At 52.9% G+C, this 21,891-nt stretch carries 24 protein-coding genes; 7 read left to right on the top strand and 17 right to left on the bottom strand.

What is annotated here, in order from left to right; translation table 11 throughout:
- Nucleotides 1–22: 22 nt before the first annotated feature.
- The gene (gene sbcB, locus O6D90_RS08780) at nt 23–1,447 is read right to left on the bottom strand and encodes an exodeoxyribonuclease I (protein ID WP_016156890.1); all 1,425 of its coding nucleotides are present in this window, start codon (nt 1,445–1,447) and stop codon (nt 23–25) included.
- Between the two features lie 397 nt (nt 1,448–1,844).
- Here sbcB and phsA point away from each other — a divergent pair, with 397 nt between their 5' ends.
- The 7 genes from phsA to O6D90_RS08815 all read left to right on the top strand — a co-directional run bounded on the left by phsA (nt 1,845) and on the right by O6D90_RS08815 (nt 9,096).
- A complete protein-coding gene (gene phsA / locus O6D90_RS08785) occupies nt 1,845–4,118 on the top strand; it encodes a thiosulfate reductase PhsA (protein ID WP_016156889.1) in 2,274 nt (757 codons plus the stop codon).
- A gap of 14 nt (nt 4,119–4,132) precedes the next feature.
- Nucleotides 4,133–4,711, top strand: a complete 579-nt coding sequence (phsB, locus tag O6D90_RS08790; protein ID WP_016153548.1) for a thiosulfate reductase electron transport protein PhsB — start codon at nt 4,133–4,135, stop codon at nt 4,709–4,711.
- A complete protein-coding gene (gene phsC, locus O6D90_RS08795; protein WP_016156888.1) occupies nt 4,708–5,475 on the top strand; it encodes a thiosulfate reductase cytochrome B subunit in 768 nt (255 codons plus the stop codon). Before phsB ends, phsC begins: the two co-directional genes overlap by 4 nt.
- A 138-nt stretch (nt 5,476–5,613) precedes the next feature.
- Nucleotides 5,614–6,786, top strand: a complete 1,173-nt coding sequence (gene dacD / locus O6D90_RS08800) for a serine-type D-Ala-D-Ala carboxypeptidase DacD (protein ID WP_032931656.1) — start codon at nt 5,614–5,616, stop codon at nt 6,784–6,786.
- Between the two features lie 123 nt (nt 6,787–6,909).
- A complete protein-coding gene (gene sbmC, locus O6D90_RS08805; RefSeq protein WP_016156886.1) occupies nt 6,910–7,377 on the top strand; it encodes a DNA gyrase inhibitor SbmC in 468 nt (155 codons plus the stop codon).
- A gap of 86 nt (nt 7,378–7,463) precedes the next feature.
- Nucleotides 7,464–8,522: an FUSC family protein gene (locus O6D90_RS08810; RefSeq protein WP_016156885.1), complete on the top strand. Its 1,059-nt coding sequence runs from the start codon at nt 7,464–7,466 to the stop codon at nt 8,520–8,522.
- A gap of 238 nt (nt 8,523–8,760) precedes the next feature.
- On the top strand, nt 8,761–9,096 hold the full coding sequence (locus O6D90_RS08815) for a DUF496 family protein (RefSeq protein ID WP_003834176.1): 336 nt from the start codon (nt 8,761–8,763) through the stop codon (nt 9,094–9,096).
- A 40-nt stretch (nt 9,097–9,136) separates the two neighbouring features.
- Here O6D90_RS08815 and O6D90_RS08820 read toward each other — a convergent pair whose 3' ends face one another.
- From O6D90_RS08820 to O6D90_RS08895, 16 genes are all read right to left on the bottom strand, one after another.
- Complete coding sequence (locus tag O6D90_RS08820; protein WP_046275680.1) at nt 9,137–10,003, bottom strand: L-threonine kinase; 867 nt, start codon at nt 10,001–10,003, stop codon at nt 9,137–9,139.
- A 92-nt stretch (nt 10,004–10,095) separates the two neighbouring features.
- Complete coding sequence (locus O6D90_RS08825) at nt 10,096–11,310, bottom strand: acetate/propionate family kinase (RefSeq protein WP_016156883.1); 1,215 nt, start codon at nt 11,308–11,310, stop codon at nt 10,096–10,098.
- Nucleotides 11,295–11,747 carry a propanediol utilization protein PduV gene (gene pduV / locus O6D90_RS08830; protein ID WP_016156882.1) on the bottom strand — a complete coding sequence of 151 codons (453 nt, stop codon included), beginning with the start codon at nt 11,745–11,747 and terminating at the stop codon, nt 11,295–11,297. The genes O6D90_RS08825 and pduV overlap by 16 nt, the downstream gene beginning before the upstream one ends.
- Before the next feature lie 4 nt (nt 11,748–11,751).
- Nucleotides 11,752–12,102, bottom strand: a complete 351-nt coding sequence (pduU, locus tag O6D90_RS08835; RefSeq protein ID WP_016156881.1) for a propanediol utilization microcompartment protein PduU — start codon at nt 12,100–12,102, stop codon at nt 11,752–11,754.
- The gene (pduT, locus tag O6D90_RS08840; RefSeq protein ID WP_003030201.1) at nt 12,102–12,656 is read right to left on the bottom strand and encodes a propanediol utilization microcompartment protein PduT; all 555 of its coding nucleotides are present in this window, start codon (nt 12,654–12,656) and stop codon (nt 12,102–12,104) included. The genes pduU and pduT overlap by 1 nt, the downstream gene beginning before the upstream one ends.
- A gap of 2 nt (nt 12,657–12,658) precedes the next feature.
- A complete protein-coding gene (gene pduS, locus O6D90_RS08845) occupies nt 12,659–14,014 on the bottom strand; it encodes a cobalamin reductase PduS (protein ID WP_016156880.1) in 1,356 nt (451 codons plus the stop codon).
- Nucleotides 14,011–15,123, bottom strand: coding sequence for a 1-propanol dehydrogenase PduQ (locus O6D90_RS08850; protein WP_016156879.1), 1,113 nt, complete (start codon nt 15,121–15,123; stop codon nt 14,011–14,013). The genes pduS and O6D90_RS08850 overlap by 4 nt, the downstream gene beginning before the upstream one ends.
- Before the next feature lie 10 nt (nt 15,124–15,133).
- The gene (gene pduP / locus O6D90_RS08855; protein WP_046275686.1) at nt 15,134–16,519 is read right to left on the bottom strand and encodes a CoA-acylating propionaldehyde dehydrogenase PduP; all 1,386 of its coding nucleotides are present in this window, start codon (nt 16,517–16,519) and stop codon (nt 15,134–15,136) included.
- On the bottom strand, nt 16,516–17,523 hold the full coding sequence (gene pduO, locus O6D90_RS08860; RefSeq protein WP_016156877.1) for a two-domain cob(I)yrinic acid a,c-diamide adenosyltransferase PduO: 1,008 nt from the start codon (nt 17,521–17,523) through the stop codon (nt 16,516–16,518). The genes pduP and pduO overlap by 4 nt, the downstream gene beginning before the upstream one ends.
- Nucleotides 17,524–17,531: 8 nt before the next feature.
- Nucleotides 17,532–17,807, bottom strand: coding sequence for a EutN/CcmL family microcompartment protein (locus O6D90_RS08865; RefSeq protein ID WP_016156876.1), 276 nt, complete (start codon nt 17,805–17,807; stop codon nt 17,532–17,534).
- Between the two features lie 3 nt (nt 17,808–17,810).
- Entirely contained in the window at nt 17,811–18,302 is a 492-nt protein-coding gene (pduM, locus tag O6D90_RS08870; protein WP_016156875.1) for a microcompartment protein PduM, read from the bottom strand.
- Nucleotides 18,299–18,931, bottom strand: a complete 633-nt coding sequence (locus tag O6D90_RS08875) for a phosphate propanoyltransferase (RefSeq protein WP_016153533.1) — start codon at nt 18,929–18,931, stop codon at nt 18,299–18,301. Before O6D90_RS08875 ends, pduM begins: the two co-directional genes overlap by 4 nt.
- Nucleotides 18,931–19,395 carry a BMC domain-containing protein gene (locus tag O6D90_RS08880; protein ID WP_016156874.1) on the bottom strand — a complete coding sequence of 155 codons (465 nt, stop codon included), beginning with the start codon at nt 19,393–19,395 and terminating at the stop codon, nt 18,931–18,933. The genes O6D90_RS08875 and O6D90_RS08880 overlap by 1 nt, the downstream gene beginning before the upstream one ends.
- 24 nt (nt 19,396–19,419) lie before the next feature.
- Nucleotides 19,420–19,695, bottom strand: a complete 276-nt coding sequence (gene pduJ, locus O6D90_RS08885) for a propanediol utilization microcompartment protein PduJ (RefSeq protein ID WP_001057752.1) — start codon at nt 19,693–19,695, stop codon at nt 19,420–19,422.
- 19 nt (nt 19,696–19,714) lie between these two features.
- Nucleotides 19,715–20,065: a glycerol dehydratase reactivase beta/small subunit family protein gene (locus tag O6D90_RS08890; protein ID WP_016156873.1), complete on the bottom strand. Its 351-nt coding sequence runs from the start codon at nt 20,063–20,065 to the stop codon at nt 19,715–19,717.
- Nucleotides 20,055–21,887 (bottom strand): diol dehydratase reactivase subunit alpha, encoded by a 1,833-nt coding sequence (locus O6D90_RS08895; RefSeq protein ID WP_088583044.1) that lies wholly within the window; start codon nt 21,885–21,887, stop codon nt 20,055–20,057. Before O6D90_RS08895 ends, O6D90_RS08890 begins: the two co-directional genes overlap by 11 nt.
- Nucleotides 21,888–21,891: the final 4 nt, after the last annotated feature.

A 21,891-nucleotide genomic window follows, 5' to 3' on the forward strand; every position in this document is an offset into this window, starting at 1 on the left:
CCGGTTTTTTTATACGTGGGAGTTATACAATCTCTTGCGCATACTGCCAGAGTGACTTCAGCAGCATCAGTTTCCCTTTGTTATCTGCATATTGCTGGCTCAGCATCTGCAATTCATTGGCGTAATTTTGCAAAAACTCCGGCGTGAATATTTGACGACGATGGTCCAGCCAGCGCTGCTGTTCGGCTTCATCCAGCGTGCCGGGAAAGTTACGTGCGCGGTAGTTAAACAGCAGCTTTTCAATGCGCTTATCGACAAAGGAGATATCCAGCGCCGGTAAATTGCGCGGCTCAGTTTCCAGGACGATTTTCATCGCGGCACGATCGGCATCGCTGAAAAAACCATTGTACAACTGTGCGTCTACGTTATCTGATGGCGTAAAGGGTTCCGCATCGGCGAAGATGGCCACCACTTTGTCGCGAACCTGCGGGTTTTCGCGCAGTATTTTGAGATTATCCAAACAATGCTGGCGGTTAATGCCAAGGCGATCGGCATCTTCCGGGCGCAAGGTATTCGCCTGTGCCAGTACCGGGCATTTGTTGATGTGCACCAGTTTAACCGGCACGGCTGGGTTATCTCCCAGATCAGCCTTAGCAGTGTAGAGCCGCTCACGCAGCGCGTCGCTGTCCAGTTCAAGCAGCGGTGAAATATCACCGGCTAAGTCGACCATAATTACCGCGTTGCGATTCTCAGGATGCCAGGCTAATGGCGCCACCCAACTGGTGTTGCCGCGCCATGCGCCGAACATCCCCGAAACATGGACCAGCGGCTTCATTTGCGGGACATCAATCAGTGCGGCCAGCTTGTGCTTATTGCGATGGCTGTAGAGATAATCAAACAGGCGCGGCTGGCGCGACTTCACTAATTGCGCCATCGCAATTGTGGCGTATACATCGGCCATCGCATCGTGGGCATTGGCATGTTCAATACCGTTGGCTTTGGTCAAATGCTCCAGGCGAAAGCTGGGTAAGCCGTCGTCGTTTTCCGGCCAGTTAATTCCTTCAGGACGCAAGGCATAGCAGGCGCGCATCACATCCAGCAGATCCCAGCGTGAATTATCGTTCTGCCAGCTCCAGGCATAGGGATCGTAGAAATTGCGATACAGGATGTTGCGCGTCACTTCATCATCGAAGCGCACGTTGTTATAGCCCAGGATACAGGTTTTCGGCACGGTGAACAGGGCGTGGATGCGCGCAGCAAAGGCGGCTTCATTTTCTCCTTTTTCACGCGCTTCCTGCGGTGTGATACCGGTTATCAGCACCGCCTCAGGCTGCGGCAGATAGTCATCTGCGGGTTTGCAATAAAAGACTTCAGGTTCACCGATAATGTTGAAATCGCTATCTGTGCGGATAGCCGCAAATTGCGCGGGTCTGTCCAGCGCCGGATGGGTACCAAAGGTCTCGTAATCGTGAAAGAGAAAACCAGGTTGCTGCTTGCCGTCATTCATTGTTCAGTTATGTCCGGGATCAATTTAGCGCTCGTCCAAGAATACCAAAAAATAGCGAGGTAATCAGCAAAGCGATTATCAATGCTGAATGATGTACGCAATAAAATTGAGATGAACAGGCTTTAATAGAATTGATTAATAAATTTTGCACTGTTAAGGGAAATTACTGGAATAAATTGTCTGAAATCTATGAGCTGATAAATAATATAAATGAGAACCATTATTGTTATTTGGTGCTGATTTGTTGTGTTCTGGAAATTTTAAAATTCTTTTATAAACAATGGGTTTTTATTTTGGCGGTTAGCTGCTCTATATTCTAATGAAATGTGAGTGAGGTTAAAAATTAATAATTTAAACACCACATAATAATTGGATATATCTAATAACAGGAGGTTATATGAGCATTAGTCGGCGTAATTTTTTGCGAGGAGTGGGTATCGGTTGCTCAGCCTGCGCGATAGGCAGTTTTCCGCCAGGCGCACTGGCGCGAAATTCTCCAGAGAGCATTAAGGGGAAAACATCTCTGACGCCAAGCTTGTGCGAAATGTGTTCTTATCGTTGCCCAATACAGGCACAGGTAATTAATAACAAGACGGTTTTTATTCAGGGGAACCCTAATGCGCCTCAACAAGGCACGCGTGTCTGCGCGCGAGGAGGCAGTGGTGTTAGCCTGGTCAACGACCCGCACCGTATTGTCAAACCCATGAAACGCACAGGGCCTCGCGGCAGCGGAGAATGGCAGGTTATTAGTTGGGAACAGGCTTACAAAGAAATTGCCGAAAAAATGACGGCAATAAAAGCGCAGCATGGTCCTCAGGGGGTCGTATTCTCTTCCAAATCCGGTTCGCTTTCGGGTCATTTATTTCAGCTGGCAACGGCGTTTGGATCGCCAAACACCTTTACGCATGCGTCGACATGCCCTGCCGGAAAATCGATTGCCGCCAAAGTGATGATGGGCGGCGATTTGGCTATGGATATCGCCAATACCCGTTATATGGTCTCTTTTGGCCACAATCTCTATGAAGGTATTGAGGTTGCCGAAACGCATGAACTGATGACCGCGCAGGAAAAGGGCGCAAAAATGGTCAGCTTCGATCCCCGTTTGTCAGTTTTCTCCAGCAAGGCGGATGAATGGCATGCGCTCAAGCCGGGCGGCGACTTGCCGGTGTTAATGGCCATGTGTCACGTCATGATTAATGAACATCTGTATGACGCGGACTTCGTTGCACGCTACACCACAGGGTTTGACCAACTGGCAGAAGCAGTACAAGAGACCACGCCGGAATGGGCGCAAAAGCAGGCTGACGTGCCTGCTGATGTCATTGTTCGGGTCACCCGCGAAATGGCCGCCTGTGCGCCTCATGCTATCGTCAGCCCTGGCCATCGCGCGACGTTTTCGCAAGAAGAAATTGATATGCGGCGTATGATTTTCACTCTCAATGCACTGCTGGGAAATATTGAGCGTGAAGGCGGCTTGTACCAGAAAAAAGCCGCGGCGACCTACAATAAGCTGGCCGGAGAGAAGGTCGCTCCGGTGCTGGCAAAACCTGATGCCAAATTGCCCAAGCCAACGGCGCAGCGCATCGATTTGGTTGCCCCACAATTCAAGTACATCGCGGCGGGCGGCGGCGTGGTGCAAAGCATCATCGATGCCGTGTTAAACCAGACACCCTATCCGGTGAAGGGATGGATCATGTCCCGCCACAATCCTTTCCAAACCGTGACCTGCCGACCTGATCTGGTCAAAACCGTTGAACAACTCGATCTGGTGGTCAGTTGCGATGTCTATTTAAGCGAAAGCGCGGCATATGCCGATTATCTGTTACCCGAATGCACCTACCTTGAACGTGATGAAGAAGTCTCTGACATGTCGGGCCTGAATCCGGCCTATGCCCTGCGCCAGCAGGTTGTAGAGCCGATTGGGGATGCGCGTCCGAGCTGGCAAATCTGGAAAGAGCTGGCCGTGCAGTTAGGCCTTGGGCAGTTCTACCCCTGGCAGGATATGCAGACACGGCAGCTGTACCAGCTTAATGGCGATCATGCGCTGTCCGCTGAACTGCGTCAGAAAGGATATCTGGAGTGGGGGATTCCGCTGCTGCTGCGGGAACCTGAAGCAGTGCGTCAGTTTGTGGCGCGTTATCCGGGCGCAGTGGCGGTTGACGGCGATGGTACCTATGGCGAGCAACTGCGCTTTAAATCCCCGTCTGGAAAAATTGAACTCTACTCTGAAGAGCTGGAAGCACTTTTGCCTGGCTACGGTATTCCGCGCGCCCGCAATTTTGCCCTCAAAGGCGACAATGAACTCTATTTTATTCAGGGAAAAGTTGCGGTGCATACCAACGGCGCGACGCAATATGTACCACTGCTGAGTGAGCTGATGTGGGATAACGCGGTGTGGATCCACCCGCAAACGGCCCGTGAAAAAGGCATCAAAAACGGCGATGAGATTTGGCTGGAAAATGCGACCGGTAAGGAAAAAGGCAAAGCGCTAGTTACTGCCGGAATACGACCCGATACGCTGTTCGTTTATATGGGATTTGGCGCCAAGGCGGGAGCTAAAACCGCGGCGACGACGCACGGTATTCACTGCGGTAATTTGCTTCCGCATGTTACCAGTCCGGTTTCAGGTACGGTGGTGCACACCGCTGGCGTCACGCTTCGTCGGGCATGAGAAAGGAGAACATCATGAATCAATCAACAAACCCTTATGTCATGCTGCATGACGAGAAACGCTGTATTGGCTGTCAGGCGTGTACGGTTGCCTGCAAGGTACTGAATGACGTGCCGGAGGGATTTAGTCGCCTACAAGTGCAGATCCGTTCACCCGAACATGAACCCGAAGTGCTGTCCCACTTCCAGTTTGTTCGCGTTTCCTGTCAGCATTGTGAAGATGCGCCGTGCGTCAGCGTCTGTCCCACCGGTGCTTCATTTCGTGACGAAAATGGCATTGTGCAAGTGGATAAGTCTCGCTGTATTGGTTGTGACTACTGTGTTGCCGCTTGCCCGTTCCATGTCCGCTACCTCAACCCACAAACGGGGATTGCCGACAAATGTAACTTCTGCGCCGATACTCGCCTGGAGGTCGGACAATCGCCAGCCTGCGTTTCCGTTTGTCCGACGGATGCGCTGAAATTTGGTCGTCGCGATGACCCGGAAATTCAGCACTGGATTAATCAAAAAGAGGTTTATCGCCAGCAGGATACGCGTAGCGGCCCGGTAAGTGTCTATCGGCGTAAAGAGATCCATCAGGAGGGTAATGTATGAATTCTATCTGGGGAGCAGAGCTTAACTATGCGCCGGACTACTGGCCGCTGTGGCTCATTTATGCAGGCGTCGTTATTGTGCTGATGATTGCGGGCCTGGTCACGCACGCGCTGTTACGTCGGATGCTGGCGCCCAAAACGGCAACCGGGGAAGAGCATCGGGACTACCTCTATTCGCTGGCGGTCCGCCGCTGGCACTGGGGTAATGCGCTGCTCTTTATCCTGCTTCTGCTGAGCGGCCTGTTTGGCCACTTTTCTGTCGGACCGGTGGCCTTAATGGTGCAGGTACATACCTGGTGTGGCTTCGCATTGCTGGCCTTCTGGATTGGCTTTGTGTTAATAAACGCAACCAGCGGCAACGGCTGCCATTATCGCGTGAAATTTAGCGGGTTGATATCACGCTGCCTACTGCAAACACGCTTTTATCTGTATGGCATTATGAAAGGTGAGCCGCACCCGTTTGCCGCAACGGCAGAGGACAAATTTAACCCGCTGCAACAGCTGGCCTACCTGGCCATCATGTACGCACTGGTTCCACTACTGATCATCACCGGGTTGCTATGTCTCTACCCGCAGGTGGTAGGGGCGGGGCCGGTGATGCTGGTGCTGCATATGGCGTTAGCGATTGTGGGCTTACTGTTCATCTGCGCGCATATTTACCTGTGCACGCTGGGTGACACACCGGGGCAAATTTTTCGCAGTATGATCGATGGTTATCACCGCCATCGCAGTCATCATGCAGAGACCGCGCCGCGTAAAGGGTAGCTCCGGCGAGATTTGTCTCTGAAACCCTTTCCTGATAGCAAGAAAATGTGCCTTATGTCACATTTTCTTGCAATTTATCCATGTTTGTTCGACAGAACTTCCGTAAAAAGAACGGCTATTTCTCCCTTTCCTGAGGACATGCTGTTGAAACGCCGTTTGTTTATTGCCGCTTCACTATTAACGATGAGTTTTTCGCCCGCCTGGGCGAGCGATGCCGTGAGCTTCGCCCCACAACCTCCTGCGATTACTGCCGGGGCATGGGTGTTAATGGATTACACCACGGGCCAAATCCTGACAGCCGGTAATGAACACCAGCAGCGCAATCCTGCCAGCCTGACGAAACTGATGACTGGCTATGTTGTCGATCGCGCAATTGACAGCAAGCGTATTAGTCCGACAGATATTGTGACCGTCGGGCGCGATGCATGGGCAAAAGATAATCCGGTATTTGTCGGTTCATCCTTGATGTTCCTGAAAGAAGGGGATCGCGTTTCGGTACGCGACCTCAGCCGTGGGTTAATTGTTGATTCCGGTAATGATGCCTGCGTGGCACTGGCGGATTACATCGCCGGAGGGCAGCCGCAGTTTGTCGCGATGATGAACAACTATGCGCAAAAACTGAACCTGCAGGACACCCATTTTGAAACGGTACATGGTCTGGATGCGCCGGGTCAGCATAGCTCGGCGTACGACCTGGCCGTGCTGTCTCGCGCTATCATCCACGGGGAACCGGATTTCTACCATATGTACAGTGAGAAAAGCCTTACCTGGAACGGCATCACACAGCAAAACCGTAACGGTTTGTTGTGGGATAAAACCATGAACGTAGATGGCCTGAAGACAGGGCATACGTCCGGTGCCGGGTTTAACCTGATTGCTTCCGCCGTCGATGGTCAGCGCCGCCTGATTGCGGTGGTGATGGGCGCGGAGAGTGCGAAAGGGCGCGAAGATCAGGCGCGTAAACTGCTGCAATGGGGGCAACACAACTTCGATACAGTGCAGGTTTTGCGTAGCGGTAAGCAGGTTGGCACTGAACGCATCTGGTATGGCGATAAAGAAAAAATCAGCCTCGGAACCGAGCAGGATTTCTGGATGGCCCTGCCTAAAGCAGAAGTCCCTAACATCAAAGCAAAATATGTCCTTGATAAGAAAGAGCTGGTTGCTCCCATCGCTGCGCATCAACGTGTGGGGGAAATTGAACTCTACGATCGGGATAAGCTGGTGGCACATTGGCCTCTGGTTACGCTGGAATCCGTCGGCGAAGGCGGCGTTTTCTCGCGCCTGAGCGACTATTTCCACCACAAGGCGTAGTTTTTCCTGATGCGTCTGACTGGCAAGAGTGCGAATCTGCTCACATAATAATCACTATTTCCTTGTGGCCGACATAACCAGAAATTATACTGTATATAAATACAGTGTAACAGTGGAGGTTGTATGGAGTACGAGATAAAGCTGGTCGAAAAACGCATGATTGCCGGTTTCCATATGGTTGGACCGTGGGAACAAACGGTGAAGCAGGGGTTTGAGCAATTAATGAAGTGGGTCGACGGTAAACAGATTGTGCCGTTGGAATGGATTGCTGTTTATTACGACAACCCTGATGTTGTTCCTGCGGAAAAATTGCGCTGTGATACCGTGGTTTCTGTGCCTGAAGGTTTTGAAATCCCGGAAAACAGCGAAGGGGTGATCCTCACCGAACTGGCGGGTGGCGACTATGCTGTCGCTGTTGCGCGCGTTGAGAATCACGATTTTGCGACGCCTTGGTATCAGTTCTTCGAGCGCCTGTTGCAGGATACAACTTATACGATAGCAGCTAAACCCTGCTTTGAAGTTTATATGAACAATGGCATGGAGGACGGTTACTGGGACATTGAAATGTACGTGCCAGTGCAGACGAAGTAACTGTTTGGGGTGTAAATCAGGATGATCTTTTCACGCTAAAAACAGGTACAATTCGCTTCTTTGCTATTCCCTGACGGAGTGCATGAGTGCGTGCAGACAAATCGCTGAGTCCTTTTGAAATTCGTTTGTATCGTCATTATCGTGTGGTGCATGGTATTCGCATTGCGCTGGCGTTTCTCCTTACTTTTCTGTTGGTACGCCTGTTAAACATTCCCGAAGGTACATGGCCTCTGATCACGCTGGTGGTGATCATGGGGCCAATATCTTTTTGGGGTAACGTTGTTCCCAGGGCCTTTGAACGTATAGGCGGCACGATCCTGGGCTCGGTCCTGGGACTGGTTGCCCTGCGTCTGGAACTCTTCTCGCTGCCGTTAATGCTGATATGGTGCGCGGTAGCGATGTTTCTCTGCGGCTGGCTGGCGCTGGGTAAAAGGCCGTATCAGGCGCTGCTGATTGGCATAACGCTTGCCGTGGTCGTGGGTGCGCCTGCCGGAGATATGAATACCGCGTTATGGCGCGGTGGTGATGTTATTCTGGGGTCGTTACTGGCGATGCTGTTTACCGGCATCTGGCCGCAGCGGGCATTTATACACTGGCGTATCCAACTGGCGCATTGCGTAACGGGGTACAATCGGGTGTATCAGGCCGCGCTATCCCCCAATCTGCTCGAGCAACCGCGGCTGGAAAAGCATTTACAACAACTGTTGAGCGACGTTGTCAAAATGCGTGGGCTCATCGCTCCTGCCAGCAAGGAAACCCGCATTCAAAAGTCGATCTTTGAGGCTATTCAGACGGTGAATCGCAATCTGGTCTGCATGCTCGAGCTGCAAATTAATGCGCTGTGGGCCAGCCGTACCAGCCACTTTGTCATGTTGAATGCGCATACTCTGCGTGAAACTCAGCTCAGGACCCAGCAGGCACTACTGACAATAACCCACGCCTTGTATGAAGGTAATCCGCAGCCGGTGCTTGCCAATACGGAAAAGCTCAATGACACCGTGGCAGAGCTGCGTCAGCTTATTGCTGAGCATAAAGGCGATAATGTCGCAGAAACGCCCATTCACGGCTACGTTTGGTTGAACATGGAGATGGCTCGACAGCTGGAGTTACTCTCACATTTAATCTGTCGCGCACTGCGCAAATAAAGAGCAGATGAGGGGATTGGTTCTACTGCTGCTTCGATTCAGCAAAGATTAGAGGTATGATACTGAAAAAGGCTAAAACCATTGGTAACTGCAATAGCTTTACCCTCGATAACTCAGGTTTCAACCATGCATTGTCGATGCAGATGCAACTTGAAGTATGGCGGGCATGAAAGTAATGTTGACCCACTTTAGCCGTTGTTTTAACGAATCCGAATCTCACATTATCAGGGGTGTAAAAATGGAAACTACCAAGCCTTCTTTCCAGGACGTGCTGGAATTTGTTCGTCTGTTCCGTCGTAAAAACAAACTGCAACGTGAAATCCAGGACGTTGAGAAAAAGATCCGTGACAACCAGAAACGCGTTCTGCTGTTGGACAACCTGAGCGACTACATCAAGCCAGGTATGAGCGTGGAAGCGATTCAGGGCATCATTGCCAGCATGAAAAGCGATTATGAAGATCGTGTTGATGACTACATCATCAAAAACGCCGAGATCTCTAAAGAACGCCGCGATATCTCTAAAAAGCTGAAAGCCATGGGCGAAGTGAAAAACGGCGAAGCGAAAGCCGAGTAACGATTTTATGCTTGTCCGGGTCGCTGCCGCGCGGCGACCCTTATTGCAGTTCGACCCCGCCCGTCACCATGCGTAACAAATGCTGTTCCGGCCAGTGAATCGTAAGTTTTTTCTGCGTCAGCATCCATTTAATGTAATCCACATCATGACGATTTCTGTCCAGCATCAGTCCGACTACGCTGCCGCTGTGCGCGACGTTGACGCCGTATAAATCACATTCTTCCACCAGTGCTAATAGTGAATCAAAATCCGGCTTTGGCAACAGCAGTTGGCTGGCGATTGCGCTAAGCGTAGCCGCTTCTCCCAACCGGTAAGGATTTTGGCTAATACAGGCTTCCTGTACTTTTTCCCATGCCCGTTGGAGGGCCGCAGCTCCCGCCTGCAAGCCGGAATGACGTGGAATACGGTGATAATCCGCGGTACGCAATGTTTCAGGGCTTTCGAGAACCAGCAGATCGAGTTGAGGCTGAGCTTCACAACCAATTTGCGTGGAAGCGTTGTTATGATCGAAAAGGGTTAGCTTACGAAAAACGGTGCTGTCGGTTGGCTCCAGAGAAACGCAAAGCTGTGCCAGTGTTGGCTCGTCCAGCTGATGGCCCAGATAATGCGCTGCGGCGATGGCCGTGGCGGCAATATCCGCAGTGCTGCTGGCCATTCCTTTCGCGATGGGAATGGTTGACTGAACATCTATCCGGATATCCTGACTGAGATGCGCCGGGTACTGCCAGTGCTGTAATAACCTGTCAACCATTGCCCGAGAAAGTGGACGTTCATCTGTCAGCGGTGAGCCTGAAGTAACCTCAACGGTGCTATACCATTCGACCGGGCAGGAGACCAGTTTCTCACTGCCCAGAATCCAGCCCTGGATAAGTTCTCCGCACGATGCGGGACATTGCGCAACAGCCACGTCTTCACCTTTGTGTTCAGCAATCCTCGGCGCATAGTGTCATGGCGATCGCGCTATTACCATGATTTGCCGCAATTTGCGGTGCGGCAATATCAGGCGGGAATGCCCAATGTCACAGTTTCTGATATCGCTAAACGCATAACGTCCTGGGCTATCATCAGCTCTTCATTGGTATTAATCACCGCCACTTTAACCACCGCATTTTCCGTTTGAATAAAGGTGGCGTTACGCTGATTTTTTTCTTCATCAACGGCCAGACCTAAGAAATTCAGGTTGTGGCAAATCGCGGCGCGAGCACGCGCTGAATTTTCACCAATTCCCCCGGTAAACACCAGCGCATCCAGACCGCCCATCTGCATAATATAGCTGCCAATAGTGGCGCGAATCCGCTCGGCAAAAAGCGTCAACGCCAGTGCTGCCTGGTGATTGCCCGTATCTGCGGCATGTTCAACGTCCCGGTAGTCGGGTGAAACACCAGAAACTCCGAGTAATCCGGACTCATTGTTGAGCAATTGGTTGAGCTGCTGCGGGGTTTTGCCTTCACGCAGGGCAATCCACGGCAGAATGGATGGATCAATATCGCCACTTCGCGTGCCCATCATTACGCCAGACTGCGGCGTAAAACCCATGGAGGTATTCACCGAATGTCCGCCTTTAATAGCGCAGATGCTGCTGCCGTTGCCCAGATGACAACAAACAACCCGCAGGGCGCTGAGCGGCACGCCCAGCTTTTCAGCAAGCTGAGCGCTGACATACTTGTGGCTGGTACCATGAAAACCATAACGACGAATACCCAGCTCTGAATAGTAGCGCCAGGGCAGAGGATAGATGAAAGAAGGCTCATCAAGGGTCTGATGAAAAGCCGTGTCAAAAACCGCAACGGCCGGCGTTTTCGGCAGTAGCTGGCGAAATACCGCAATCCCCAACGCATTAACCGGGTTATGAAGCGGTGCCAGTTCCGCAAGGCGTTCGATTTCCGCCAGTGTTTCATCAGTTACCCGCGCGGAATCTTTGAAGGATTCTCCACCGTGTGCGACGCGATGGCCAACGCCGTCGATCTCTTCCAGACTGCTGATAATATTGTGGCTGAGCAGTTTTTCCAGTAGCAACGTTACTGCTTCACGGTGATCGGCTACGGGCAAAGTCTCCTGCCATTTTTGCGCTGGTGCTTTTAGGGTGACCTGCGCATCAGACATACCGATACGCTCGATCAGTCCCTGGCAAATCATTTCACCCTGCGGCATCGCCAGGAGCTGAAACTTAAGCGAGGAACTACCTGCATTAATGGCCATTATTTTGTGAGACATGAAGATTCCTTTGCATTCAGAAAAATGAACATCTCATCGACCCCGGTATTCTCCAGCGCGCTGGTGAAAAATACTTTTTGCGCGCCAGCCTGAACTAACCAACTCTCCACGAGAGAAATACGCTGCGGGCTGGCTAAATCGGCTTTGGTGACGAGGCCGATAACGGGTCGGTTCATCGGGCCAGTAAAACCTGGAGAAAAAGGTGACCACGGCGCGTCAGCATTGAGAACCAGCGCGATGATGTCTGCTTCACAGGCGCTGGCCAGCAGCGCGCTGTACAGGCAGCGGTTTTCGAGATATTCACCCGGTGTGTCTATCGTTGTGGGAGACCAGACAATGGCCTGGGTCTTCTGATAGTGAAGCGCCTCTCCCCGCATGCACTGCGTGAGTGACGTTTTACCGCACTGGCTGGGGCCAATTAGCATTATGCGTTTCATGAGATTATGTCCGGGTGATGGGACAGGCGGTAAAACGCATCATTTCGCCCAGCGTCCGGGTTACCTGTTTCAGCGCGTACTCAACAGCGGAAACATCGCCTGTCAGTACCACTGCGCCGGTAAAACGGTCGAGAAAACCAATCTCTACCGCCCCGGATTTCGTGGCGATATCACAGGCGATGATTGAGGCTTCGCTGGGGGTAATCGTCAGAATACCGATTGCGGAAACCGACTCTGGTAATCCCAGTTTCTTGAACAAATCTTTACCTGGATTAGCGATAAGATGCGCCAGCGTAACCTGCTTGCCAGGAACATATTCCTGAATCATACGATCCGTGGTGGGTTGTCTTTCCATTATCCCTCCACCATCTGTCGCCACATGCTTTCATGCGGACGAGGGATGACCGAACGGTAAACCAACAGACCTTTTTCACCCGCACTTTCACTGGCAACTGTCACTGCGTTATTCACATCAGACACATCGCCAGCGACAACCATGTAGCACTTGCCACCGATACCAAATGCCATATGGACGCGTACCAGCGTGACATTGGAGGCTTTAACCGCACGGTCGGCGGCGCAGATGCAGGCCGCAACGCTCCATGTTTCAACAATGCCAACGGCCTGACGCTTATCCACGCTGTTAAGTCCACTGATCGCAGGAAGTACGCTGGCGTGAATGTTGGGTAGTACCAGACTATCAACGAGCATATCGCCAGCAAGAGAAGTTCCGGTGGCGATCGCCTGTTGTACTGCGCCTACGTCACCACCGAGCATGAGCAGAAATTTACCCGGGCAGATGGTCTTGCTGACAAGTAAATTCACATTCGCGCTTTTTAACATGGCATCGCCCGCTTCCATTCCTTTGGCAATGCTGGTGAGTTCTAAAATCCCTATAGCCTGAGACATGATTAACCTCTTATTACCGTGATGGATTGCTCAGTAATTTCGCTGACAATACCGTCAATACTGGCGTGGACAGGTGCGCCTAATGCACCGGAGGGCACATCGGCAACGCATTGACCGCGAACAACGTGTTCGCCCTGCAGTACACATGGGATGGCGCTGGCACCAATATGCTGGCGTAGCAACAGCGTCGTTTTATCCGTGGGATAATCAGTCTCAGTCAGTGGCGCATCGTGATACCAGTCGCTAAGGCCCAGTTTGGTAATAAGGCGCTTCACCGGAATAAGCCGATACTTCGCCATTTCATCCTCAGGATTTAACGGCCCTTCATAACGATGGTTGAGCGCCCGTAGCTCGCGTTTAAGCATGCGGTTGATTCGCATCGGTGAAATCCCAACCGGACAGGCTACGCTTTCACATACATTGCATTCTGAACAGGTCAGGGCCGTGAGCAGTAACTGCGGTGTGGCCGCCTGCTGATAATTAACCGCGCGAACCAGCAGGTGCGGCGATAATTCATGGCCGATCAAATGTCTTGGGCACAAATCCGTACACAACCGACACTGCTCGCAAACGGTTTTTGCGACGGAAAGCACGGTGCGTTCATCCTGCATTCGCCGCTGAATCAACGCATGAGACTTTGGTAAAACCAGCAGTCCCCCGGTGGTCTTGCTGACTGGGGTATCCAGTGAGGTAATCAGCCCGCCCATCATCGGACCACCGTTAATAAAACCGGGATCGTCAACGGTAGCACCACCGGCCAGCGCCAGAACCTCACGTAAAGACATTCCGATAGGGACGGTAAGAGTGATTGGTCTGGCGACCGCGCCGTTAACGGTCAGGGTACGGCGCGTAACCGGATACTGCTGCTCAACGGCTCTGGCGATGTTGAGCACCGTCTGGACGTTATTGACCACCACGCCGACGCTGACCGGCAGCGCGGCAGGCGGAACTCGCCGGCCCGTTGCCATCCAGATGGTCAAAACCTCGTCACCAGCCGGGTAGACATCAGGCAAAATATGTAAGCGGATCCCGGCAGGCAGAAGGGGCGTTAATGCATTGATAGCCCTTTGATATTTCTCTTTCAGCGCAATAATACCGGCCCTGGCCCCGGTAGCCGTCATGGCATATTGAACGCCACGGATAAGTCGCTCTGCCTGAACGGCCATCAATTGCTGGTCAACTTTCAGCATCGGTTCACATTCTGCCGCATTGACCAGAAACGTATCGACCTGCGCCTGTAATTTTACGTGAGCAGGAAAGCCTGCGCCTCCGGCCCCGACAACACCCGCTGCGCGAACGCGTTCGCGAATTGTCTGCGCATCATAAAGCGTGGACTCTGCCGTCATGGCTGTCTTCATAATAATTCCTCAAGCAGTTCCTGCATGGCGCTGGCGTCGGCAACACGAGGATTGGTTTGCAGCGTGACATCAGCCAGCGCGGCCTGAACCATCGACGGTATACGTTGTGACCAGGCTTGCTTTCCGTCTTTAAGCGCGTCAGCAAAAGAAGGTAACGCACACTGTTTTTTGAGTAGCTCTATATGACGAATTAGCGCATTCAGTGCCGCCGTATCGTTCGCGTTATCCGGGCATAGGTGGCAGGCTTTAGCGAAACGGGCATAGCGCTTCGCAGCCCGCGGATCGCGGGCATTAAAATGAATGACATGGGTCAGCAGCAGCGCATTGGCAAGTCCGTGGGGCAGATGAAACTGGCCGCCCAACTGATGGGCAATCGCATGATTGATACCCAGACCAGCCTGACTGAATGCCATTCCCGCGAGCGTTGACGCGTTGTGCATTTTTCCTCTGGTTGCCAGGCAGTCGCCTTTGCTGACGGCGACAGGCAGGTACTGGAAGACAATTTGTGCCGCTTTTTCAGCCAGTGCATCGGTGAAGTCGCTGGCTTTCGTGGACACGTAAGCCTCCAGCGCATGCGTTAATACGTCCATGCCGGTATTCGCGGTTATGGCTGGCGGAACGCTGACGACCAGCGTCGGATCAAGGATGGCCATGTCCGGATAAAGCGCATTATTAAATAATGGATACTTAATGCCTTTATCCGGATCGCTAATCACGCAGGCGCTGGTCACCTCCGATCCCGTGCCGCTGGTGGTGGGAATTGCAACGCAGGTTTCAATCTCAATACCGAACTGTCGGCTGAACCAGACGATGGCTTTTGCGGCGTCCAGTGCAGAGCCACCGCCAAAACCAATGACGACGTCCGGTCGTAGGGACTGCATTTGCGCAATCCCTTGTACTACCGTGCTAATGGTGGGATCGGGGGTGATATCGCTGAAAATGCTGATGCGGTTATCCGCTGGCAGCGCGTCGCGCAGCTTTTCAATCAGGGGAGAACGCGCGAGAAAACCATCGCAGATAATCCAGATATGCTTATTCGTGAAGCGCTTAAGCACATCCAGGCTTCCCTGGCCGCTGTACAATCGAGTTTGCAGTGAAAAGCTTTTCATAACGGCCCCATTAGCGAATAGAAAAACCGTTTGTCAGCACGCAACGACGAGAGCGTGCGAAAGTGCGCGCAGATGTCGTTCCTTCACCGGTCGGCGTTGCGATGGTGAAGGTGGTAAAGCCTTCACCACCAACGCCAATCCCAGCATAAGAGGGGCCATTTTTCACAAAAATGGAGGTCTGAAGCGTGCGCGCGGCAAGGTTCAGACGTGACACATTTTGCGAATGCATAATGGCGGTGTGATGCAATCCCTCTTCAACCTTCAGGGCCAACGTTAACGCGCTGTCAAAATCGCTCACCGTTACGATGGGGAGCATTGGCATCAGTTGCTCGCTGGTAACCCATGGGTCGTCAGCCTTGACGATACCTATCAGTAATCGAGGTGCTTTTGCCGGAACCGGTATTCCCGCGGCTTCCAGTAAGGTTGCCGGGCTTTTCCCTACCAGTTGTTTATTGGCTATTCCTTCTGGCAGACAAACTGCGCGCAGTTTGTCTGTCTCTTCGCTATTGAGTCGCATCGCGCCAAAAGACTGCATTTGTTGAACCAGTCGTTCGGCAACGGCATCAACAACAATCAGGCTCTTCTCAGCAATGCAGGGGAGGTTGTAATCAAAGGATGCGCCATTGATGATATCTTCCGCCGCCTTAACCAGGTCGGCTGTTTCATCAACAATGCAGGGAGGATTGCCTGCGCCTGCGCCAATGACTTTTTTCCCGCTTTTCATGCCCATAGCAACAATGCCTGGACCACCGGTAATCGCCAGAACTGCGATTTTAGGGTGCGCCATCATCTGCTGGGTAGCCTCAAAAGTGGGTTCTGTGACCGTGACGACAAGATTCCGAATCCCGCAGCAGCGAAAAGCAATATCTTCAATCATGGTAATCAGCTTCAGTGAGACCGCTTTTGCACCTGGATGTGGGCTAAAATAAACGCTATTTCCCGCAGCCAGCATACTGATGCTGTTGTTAATAATGGTTTCAGTCGGGTTGGTACTGGGGGCGACGGAACCAATCACGCCAAAGGGTGAATACTCGAATAACACCATGCCGCCGTCACCGGTAAGCGCCGTAGTGGTGAGATCTTCGATACCCGGGGTATTATCCAACGCAGCTTTATTTTTAAGGAACTTATCCTCTTTGTTGCCCATTCCCGTTTCGGCAGCGCTTTCAGCAGCCAATGAAGCAAGGTGAGGCGTCAGCTCTTCTCGCAGGGCGTTAATGATGGCGCTGCGGGTTTTCAATGGACATTGCTGATAACGCAGAAAAGCCTGATGAGCGGCATCGATCGCTTCGCTAACGGACGGAAAAATTCCATTACCCTTAACTTCTGCTTTTGCCGGGGCAAGTTGCTCACTCAAAATGTTACGAATAAGGGTTTCAAGTTCTGAAGTGTTCATTGATGTATTCTCACGTTAATTGCCGCAATGGCCGTTTCTGCAATGTCCATATCCTGCTCAACGCTTCCCCCGCTGATGCCAAGACCCCCAAGGAGTAACCCCTCACGCCATAATGCGTACCCGCCACCGAAGGTGACGACTTTTCCCTGCATATGGCTTTCCAGACCGTAAAGCGCGGCGCCTGGCTGCACTGCCGATGTCAGCTCATGCGTGGCGGTTTTCATTGCCACGGCGGTCCAGGCTTTTTTCGGTGCCAGTTCGCTACTGACGAGTAATGCGTCAGGCATGCGCCAGGTCACCGTTTGGGTCCCATTCGCATCAACAATGCTGATGACGACCGGAACCTGAAGTTCTTCTGCTCTCGTTACCGCAGCGCGAGTGAGTTGGTGGAGTTCCTGAAAAGACAGAGACATAGCCGGCTCCCTGGTGGCTGATGTACGGATGGCTGCGAGATAACGCTCCGCCACTTTCTGAATAATGTTGTTTTGATGGGCGTCATGATCTTCTGCTCGTGCAAGCGCATATAAGCAGTCGGAGAGGCGATTGATATAACGCATCAGCACGTGTCTGACGGAAATCTCGGTGGAGAGTTCGACCAGTCGCCTCTCTGCGCGGCGGGCCAGCGTGCGGGCAAAGTGCAGACGGCTGGCGGCTTCGCTGCGGCCAGGTAAAATAAAGCTGCGTAGGGGGGGCACTCTCCCCATCGCGGTATCAATGGCGGCCTCCAGCGCGGCAATTTCTTCTGAGCTGATGTAGCGCTGCTCTGGCGCTGGCTGTTCGCTTTCGCTTGCCAGCTCGGCGCTGAACCAAAAAAGCTGCAGTTGAATGTTTTCGAGTAACTGGCGGTGCTGTGGGTTTTTCGCTGCGCAAACACACAGGCTAAGCGCCGCATTAAGTTCGTCCAGCGTACCGTAAGCCTCGACGCGCGGGTGCGTTTTGCTCACGCGTTGCCCGGTAAAGAGGGCCGTTGTGCCGGCATCGCCAGTGCGGGTATAAATCGCCATAGTTCCTCCTAACGAGAAAGCGTGTCGACAATGCCGACAATAGCCAGATCGATGGCCTCATTAGGGCCGGAAAAAACGTGTCTGGCGCTGGAGCCACTGCTGAGTAATACCAGTTCTCCAGTTCCAGCGCCGACAGAATCAACCGCGACTTCATCTCCACTCACAGGGGACGCGGGAAGTTCTCCGTCCGCACTCACCCGACGTACCAGCAACAGTTTCTTCCCCACCAGTGATGAAGATTTTTGCGTGGAAACCACAACGCCTGTAACCCGTGCCAGATGCATAGCTCACTCCTGCTTAATTAATTGGACATTTCGCGTACCGACGGCGTCCTGAGCCAGAGCCGTCACGACACATCGACGACGTAGCACCAGAACGCCGCCCTTCAGTTGGGCGACGTCGGCATAGCTGAGAAGTTTGTCAGGATGCAAAACGATGATTCGGCCCAGCTCGTCACTGAACTCCAGAGGCAGACGCGCAAGTTTTCTAACGGGGATTGCGGGTAACAATCGGTGTTGTAGTGAAATTTTCACGCGGACTCCGCATGCCAGCGCTTCGTGGATCGTTACCACCGATATGTTGTCCGCGCAGCCCTCGGCAATTTGCTCCAGCAATGGCAGGTCCGCCTGCAGGAGGTGGAGCGACGAGTACTGGCAGCACAATGTCCGTGGTTCGATTTCCCGTAACTGCGCGACGCTAAGCGAGAGCGTGCTTTCCGCGCGTTTTTTTAATCGGGAAACAACCTCCTCGATAATGCGTTGCAGCAGTTCGTTGTTCATCGTGGGCTCACCAGTGTGGCAAATGCCTGCGGATTATCTGCGCCCGCAGCATTGGCTTCGTCGGTATCGATATGCATTTCAAGGCGCATATCCGGCGAAACGCGTACGGCGACGTTATCGAAAATCAGTCGACGTTCATCGCCATTAATGGCAACAGAGACTTTATCGCCATGGGAAACGCGCAGGATTAGGGCATCGAGCGGCGACATATGGATATGGCGTTGGGCGACGATTACCCCGGATGCTAAGTCCAGTTCAGCAAATGGACTGATAAGGCGAACGCCTGGCGTGCCCTCGATACTGCCTGACATCCGTAGTGGAGCAGCAATTCCCAACGTACGAGCGTCGGTACGAGAAATTTCGACCTGACTGGTGCTACGCAGTGGGCCGAGTAAGCGCACATTTTTTAACTGACCTTTTGGTCCCACCAGTGTGACGGTCTGGTCTGCTGCATATTGTCCGGGCTGCAGCAGCTCTTTTTTCTCACTAATAGGGTGATTGGGAAACAAGCGGTCGTAATCTTCAGCGCATAGATGAATATGACGATTAGAGATCCCTAGCGGAATAGGGCGCTCACGCATTTCATCCAGAACTTTGGTGACCGTTGTCTCCAGTTGCTGTTTATCCATCACGCTTCACCTCGTTTGCCTGAGTACAGACAAAGAGAGCGCGGCTCGCCCTTTTGACGGGGGCAGGCAGGGTCAAGACACAGATTGCAGCTAATCAACTCTGCATCTTGCGGCACTTCGGGCGCTGCATGGTCCTCAGTCATCTCTTCATGTGGTACGACCGGTGTCGGGGCGGGCGCTGGCTCAGACTCCGGGGTGACGCTATGTGACAGAATGCCATCCCCTGGTCTGGATATGACTTTATGAGCCACCAGTCCATCTCGCTGGTCAGCGAAACTGACACCGGTGGAAATGGCCGCCTGGACGGAGGCCACATCCCCGATTATCTTGATCACCATCCAGCCTGAACCGTTGGTTTTTTCGAGGCCCACCAGCGTGATGGAGGCGGCTTTCGCCATGACGTCCGCGCAACTGATGGCTAATGCCAGACCACTAACTTCAAGTAATCCCAGTGATTGCTTCACGCTGTGCTCCTTGGTTGCAACGACTTATGCGGATTTAGGTAAAATGGCTTCAACGTCGCTGTGCGGACGTGGGATAACGTGGCAGGATTTCACCTCGCCAACGGCGCTTGCTGCAGCGCTTCCTGCATCTACGGCAGCTTTCACTGCGCCGACATCGCCGCGAACCATAACGGTGATAAGGCCTGAGCCGATTTTTTCGTAACCAACCAACTGCACGTTTGCGGATTTCACCATGGCATCAGCGGCTTCAATAGCGCCGACGAGCCCTTTTGTTTCAACCAGTCCCAGTGCGTTATTCATACTGCTTTTCTCCTGTGGGTTATGAGTGGCATTCCCGAAACGGAATGCCTTTAACCAGCCGCGCAGCGTTATTACCAATGCTGCGTCTGGCATGGTTATCTTGTTGATACGTCAGCGTAAATAGTGGCGCTGATGTGGGTAAGTTTTTATAGTGCACGACCAGTTTTTCGCGACTGCAGCCAATGCCAACCAGCAGTGGCGATTGGCAAGCTGCCAGCCATGCGTTGTGGATAACGTCAGTTGACGGGCTCTCCTGAATCACAAAGGGGATCCCTTCTTCTTCAATACCCAGCAGCACATCACTCCAGACGTCAGTGCATCCAGCAGTGGCGAAGATAACGATGGCTGGCGTGGTGAGATTACTTTCCATGAGCGAATGCCTTGTACCAGGAGAGAATCAGCCCTGTCGCGACCGCGTTGCGCGGACCTTCGGTGCCACGAATGTTGCCGCGCCCGGCAACCAGGCGATAGTGCGCCAGCGCATCGGTGACCAGTTGCGGAACTTCAAAGTCCAGGGATGAGCCGCCAACCAGCACCACAAAGGGAATATCCCGAATGTTCCCGGTCGGACTCACCTGACGTAGCGCTCTGAGTGCGTTGGTGACGAAAACGCGTTCCTTAGCGCTGCGGCGAATGGCCCGGACTTTCTCCAGCGCCAGTTCGCCTGGCAGTGGCACCAGTTCATCGGGTTTTACTACGCATACGCGGGCAAAAACCGTTGGTGGGAGAGGTGTAGGGAAGAACTGGACGCTGCCATCTTCGTGGCGAAGATGGAACAAGCTCTCGACTTTAGCCAGCGGGTACTTTTTGATCTCTTCAGCGAGATAACGGTCTTCCAGCCCCAGTTCACGGGCAATAATCATCGTGACCATATCGCCCGCACCCGCCAGGTGCGTGGCGATAATTTCGCCTTTCGGGTTGATGATGGAGGCGTCAGTCGATCCTGCACCGAGGTCCAGAATAGCCAGTGGCCGCGTCGTGCCGGGGGTGGTTAATGCCCCCAGAATGGCAGCTTCGGCTTCGGCGCCACCAACCTGGACGTCAATATTGAGCTTTTGCGTGATTTCCTGAGCAATCATCGCCATTTGCAGGCGGTCTGATTTCACCATGGAAGCAATGCCGACAGCCTGTTCCAGCGAGAACTCACCGGCTAGCCCGCCGGTCACGCTGACGGGAACCGAGGTATCGACTGCCAGCAGGTCCTGAATAAAAATTTCGTGGCTGGGTTTGTTGGTTAATTCAGCCATTGTCTGGCGCACATGCTCCAGCATGCCGCCAATATTGGTGCCAGCCTCTCCGGTGACGTTATCCAGTTTCGGGCATTCGCCAACCGCTTTCATAATCGCTTCAGCGCCAGCTGCAACGTCGACCCGTACGGTACGATCCTGCGACTGTAGCTCCAGATTTCCGGCAGGAATGGCTCGTGCTTTCACATCACCTGACGGTGTTTTCACGACCACGGCAGAACGATTGCCGATCAGCGCCCGCGCCATCGGGACAATGTTTTTAGTCTCGTCGGCGTTGAGGCCAAAAACGGTCGCAATCCCGTAAGGGTTAGAAAGCGTTTCAATGACTTTTCCTGGAATTGCGACCTCAATGGCAGCCAGCATACCTAACGGGATGCGGTCGATATGAAGGACTTCATCGACGATAGGCAGGGGGTGAGTCAGACGATTACTGACTAATACGCCATCGTCCTGCTGCAAAATAACGCCAGTTAACTGGTATCCGGCGCGGACGGAGGCATTAATCATCGTGGCGACATCGGCGAAATCAAAGGCCGATGACACCACCAGAATATAGGGCGTATCCGCCGGACGGCTGAGCAGGTCTTCCGGCGTAATAGTGACGCCAACGCCTAATCCGACGCCGCCCGGCGTTTTAGGGTTATGGCCGATCATGGTGGATTCAGTGATGATGGTTTCGGTTATCGTTTCCATCGCGACGTCACCAATGACCGGGGTGGCTTCATTGATACGGATGAGCGAAATATCGCTGACATTGATACCGGCGTTTTTTGCTGCCAGCGAAAGTGCCTCCTGAATACCAAACACATTACGTAATGTGCCTTTAATTCCGGTGGTTTCTGCCAGCGCGCTGCCGGTGATGCTCAGTGCGCCAGACTCATCGAGGGTAGCCAGAGCGATTTCCGTTGATGAGTTGCCTATGTCAATGCCAGCTATATATCGCATGATC

The sequence above is a fragment of the Citrobacter sp. 21OH12SH02A-Citro genome (assembly GCF_027919895.1).
GTDB lineage: Bacteria > Pseudomonadota > Gammaproteobacteria > Enterobacterales > Enterobacteriaceae > Citrobacter > Citrobacter braakii.

Coding starts and splice junctions, on each gene's coding strand:
- sbcB (WP_016156890.1), bottom strand. CDS start 1,447: ATGAATGACGGCAAGCAGCAACCTGGTTTTCTCTTTCACGATTACGAG.
- phsA (WP_016156889.1), top strand. CDS start 1,845: ATGAGCATTAGTCGGCGTAATTTTTTGCGAGGAGTGGGTATCGGTTGC.
- phsB (WP_016153548.1), top strand. CDS start 4,133: ATGAATCAATCAACAAACCCTTATGTCATGCTGCATGACGAGAAACGC.
- phsC (WP_016156888.1), top strand. CDS start 4,708: ATGAATTCTATCTGGGGAGCAGAGCTTAACTATGCGCCGGACTACTGG.
- dacD (WP_032931656.1), top strand. CDS start 5,614: ATGCTGTTGAAACGCCGTTTGTTTATTGCCGCTTCACTATTAACGATG.
- sbmC (WP_016156886.1), top strand. CDS start 6,910: ATGGAGTACGAGATAAAGCTGGTCGAAAAACGCATGATTGCCGGTTTC.
- O6D90_RS08815 (WP_003834176.1), top strand. CDS start 8,761: ATGGAAACTACCAAGCCTTCTTTCCAGGACGTGCTGGAATTTGTTCGT.
- O6D90_RS08825 (WP_016156883.1), bottom strand. CDS start 11,310: ATGTCTCACAAAATAATGGCCATTAATGCAGGTAGTTCCTCGCTTAAG.
- pduV (WP_016156882.1), bottom strand. CDS start 11,747: ATGAAACGCATAATGCTAATTGGCCCCAGCCAGTGCGGTAAAACGTCA.
- pduU (WP_016156881.1), bottom strand. CDS start 12,102: ATGGAAAGACAACCCACCACGGATCGTATGATTCAGGAATATGTTCCT.
- pduT (WP_003030201.1), bottom strand. CDS start 12,656: ATGTCTCAGGCTATAGGGATTTTAGAACTCACCAGCATTGCCAAAGGA.
- pduS (WP_016156880.1), bottom strand. CDS start 14,014: ATGAAGACAGCCATGACGGCAGAGTCCACGCTTTATGATGCGCAGACA.
- O6D90_RS08850 (WP_016156879.1), bottom strand. CDS start 15,123: ATGAAAAGCTTTTCACTGCAAACTCGATTGTACAGCGGCCAGGGAAGC.
- pduP (WP_046275686.1), bottom strand. CDS start 16,519: ATGAACACTTCAGAACTTGAAACCCTTATTCGTAACATTTTGAGTGAG.
- pduO (WP_016156877.1), bottom strand. CDS start 17,523: ATGGCGATTTATACCCGCACTGGCGATGCCGGCACAACGGCCCTCTTT.
- O6D90_RS08865 (WP_016156876.1), bottom strand. CDS start 17,807: ATGCATCTGGCACGGGTTACAGGCGTTGTGGTTTCCACGCAAAAATCT.
- pduM (WP_016156875.1), bottom strand. CDS start 18,302: ATGAACAACGAACTGCTGCAACGCATTATCGAGGAGGTTGTTTCCCGA.
- O6D90_RS08875 (WP_016153533.1), bottom strand. CDS start 18,931: ATGGATAAACAGCAACTGGAGACAACGGTCACCAAAGTTCTGGATGAA.
- pduJ (WP_001057752.1), bottom strand. CDS start 19,695: ATGAATAACGCACTGGGACTGGTTGAAACAAAAGGGCTCGTCGGCGCT.
- O6D90_RS08890 (WP_016156873.1), bottom strand. CDS start 20,065: ATGGAAAGTAATCTCACCACGCCAGCCATCGTTATCTTCGCCACTGCT.
- O6D90_RS08895 (WP_088583044.1), bottom strand. CDS start 21,887: ATGCGATATATAGCTGGCATTGACATAGGCAACTCATCAACGGAAATC.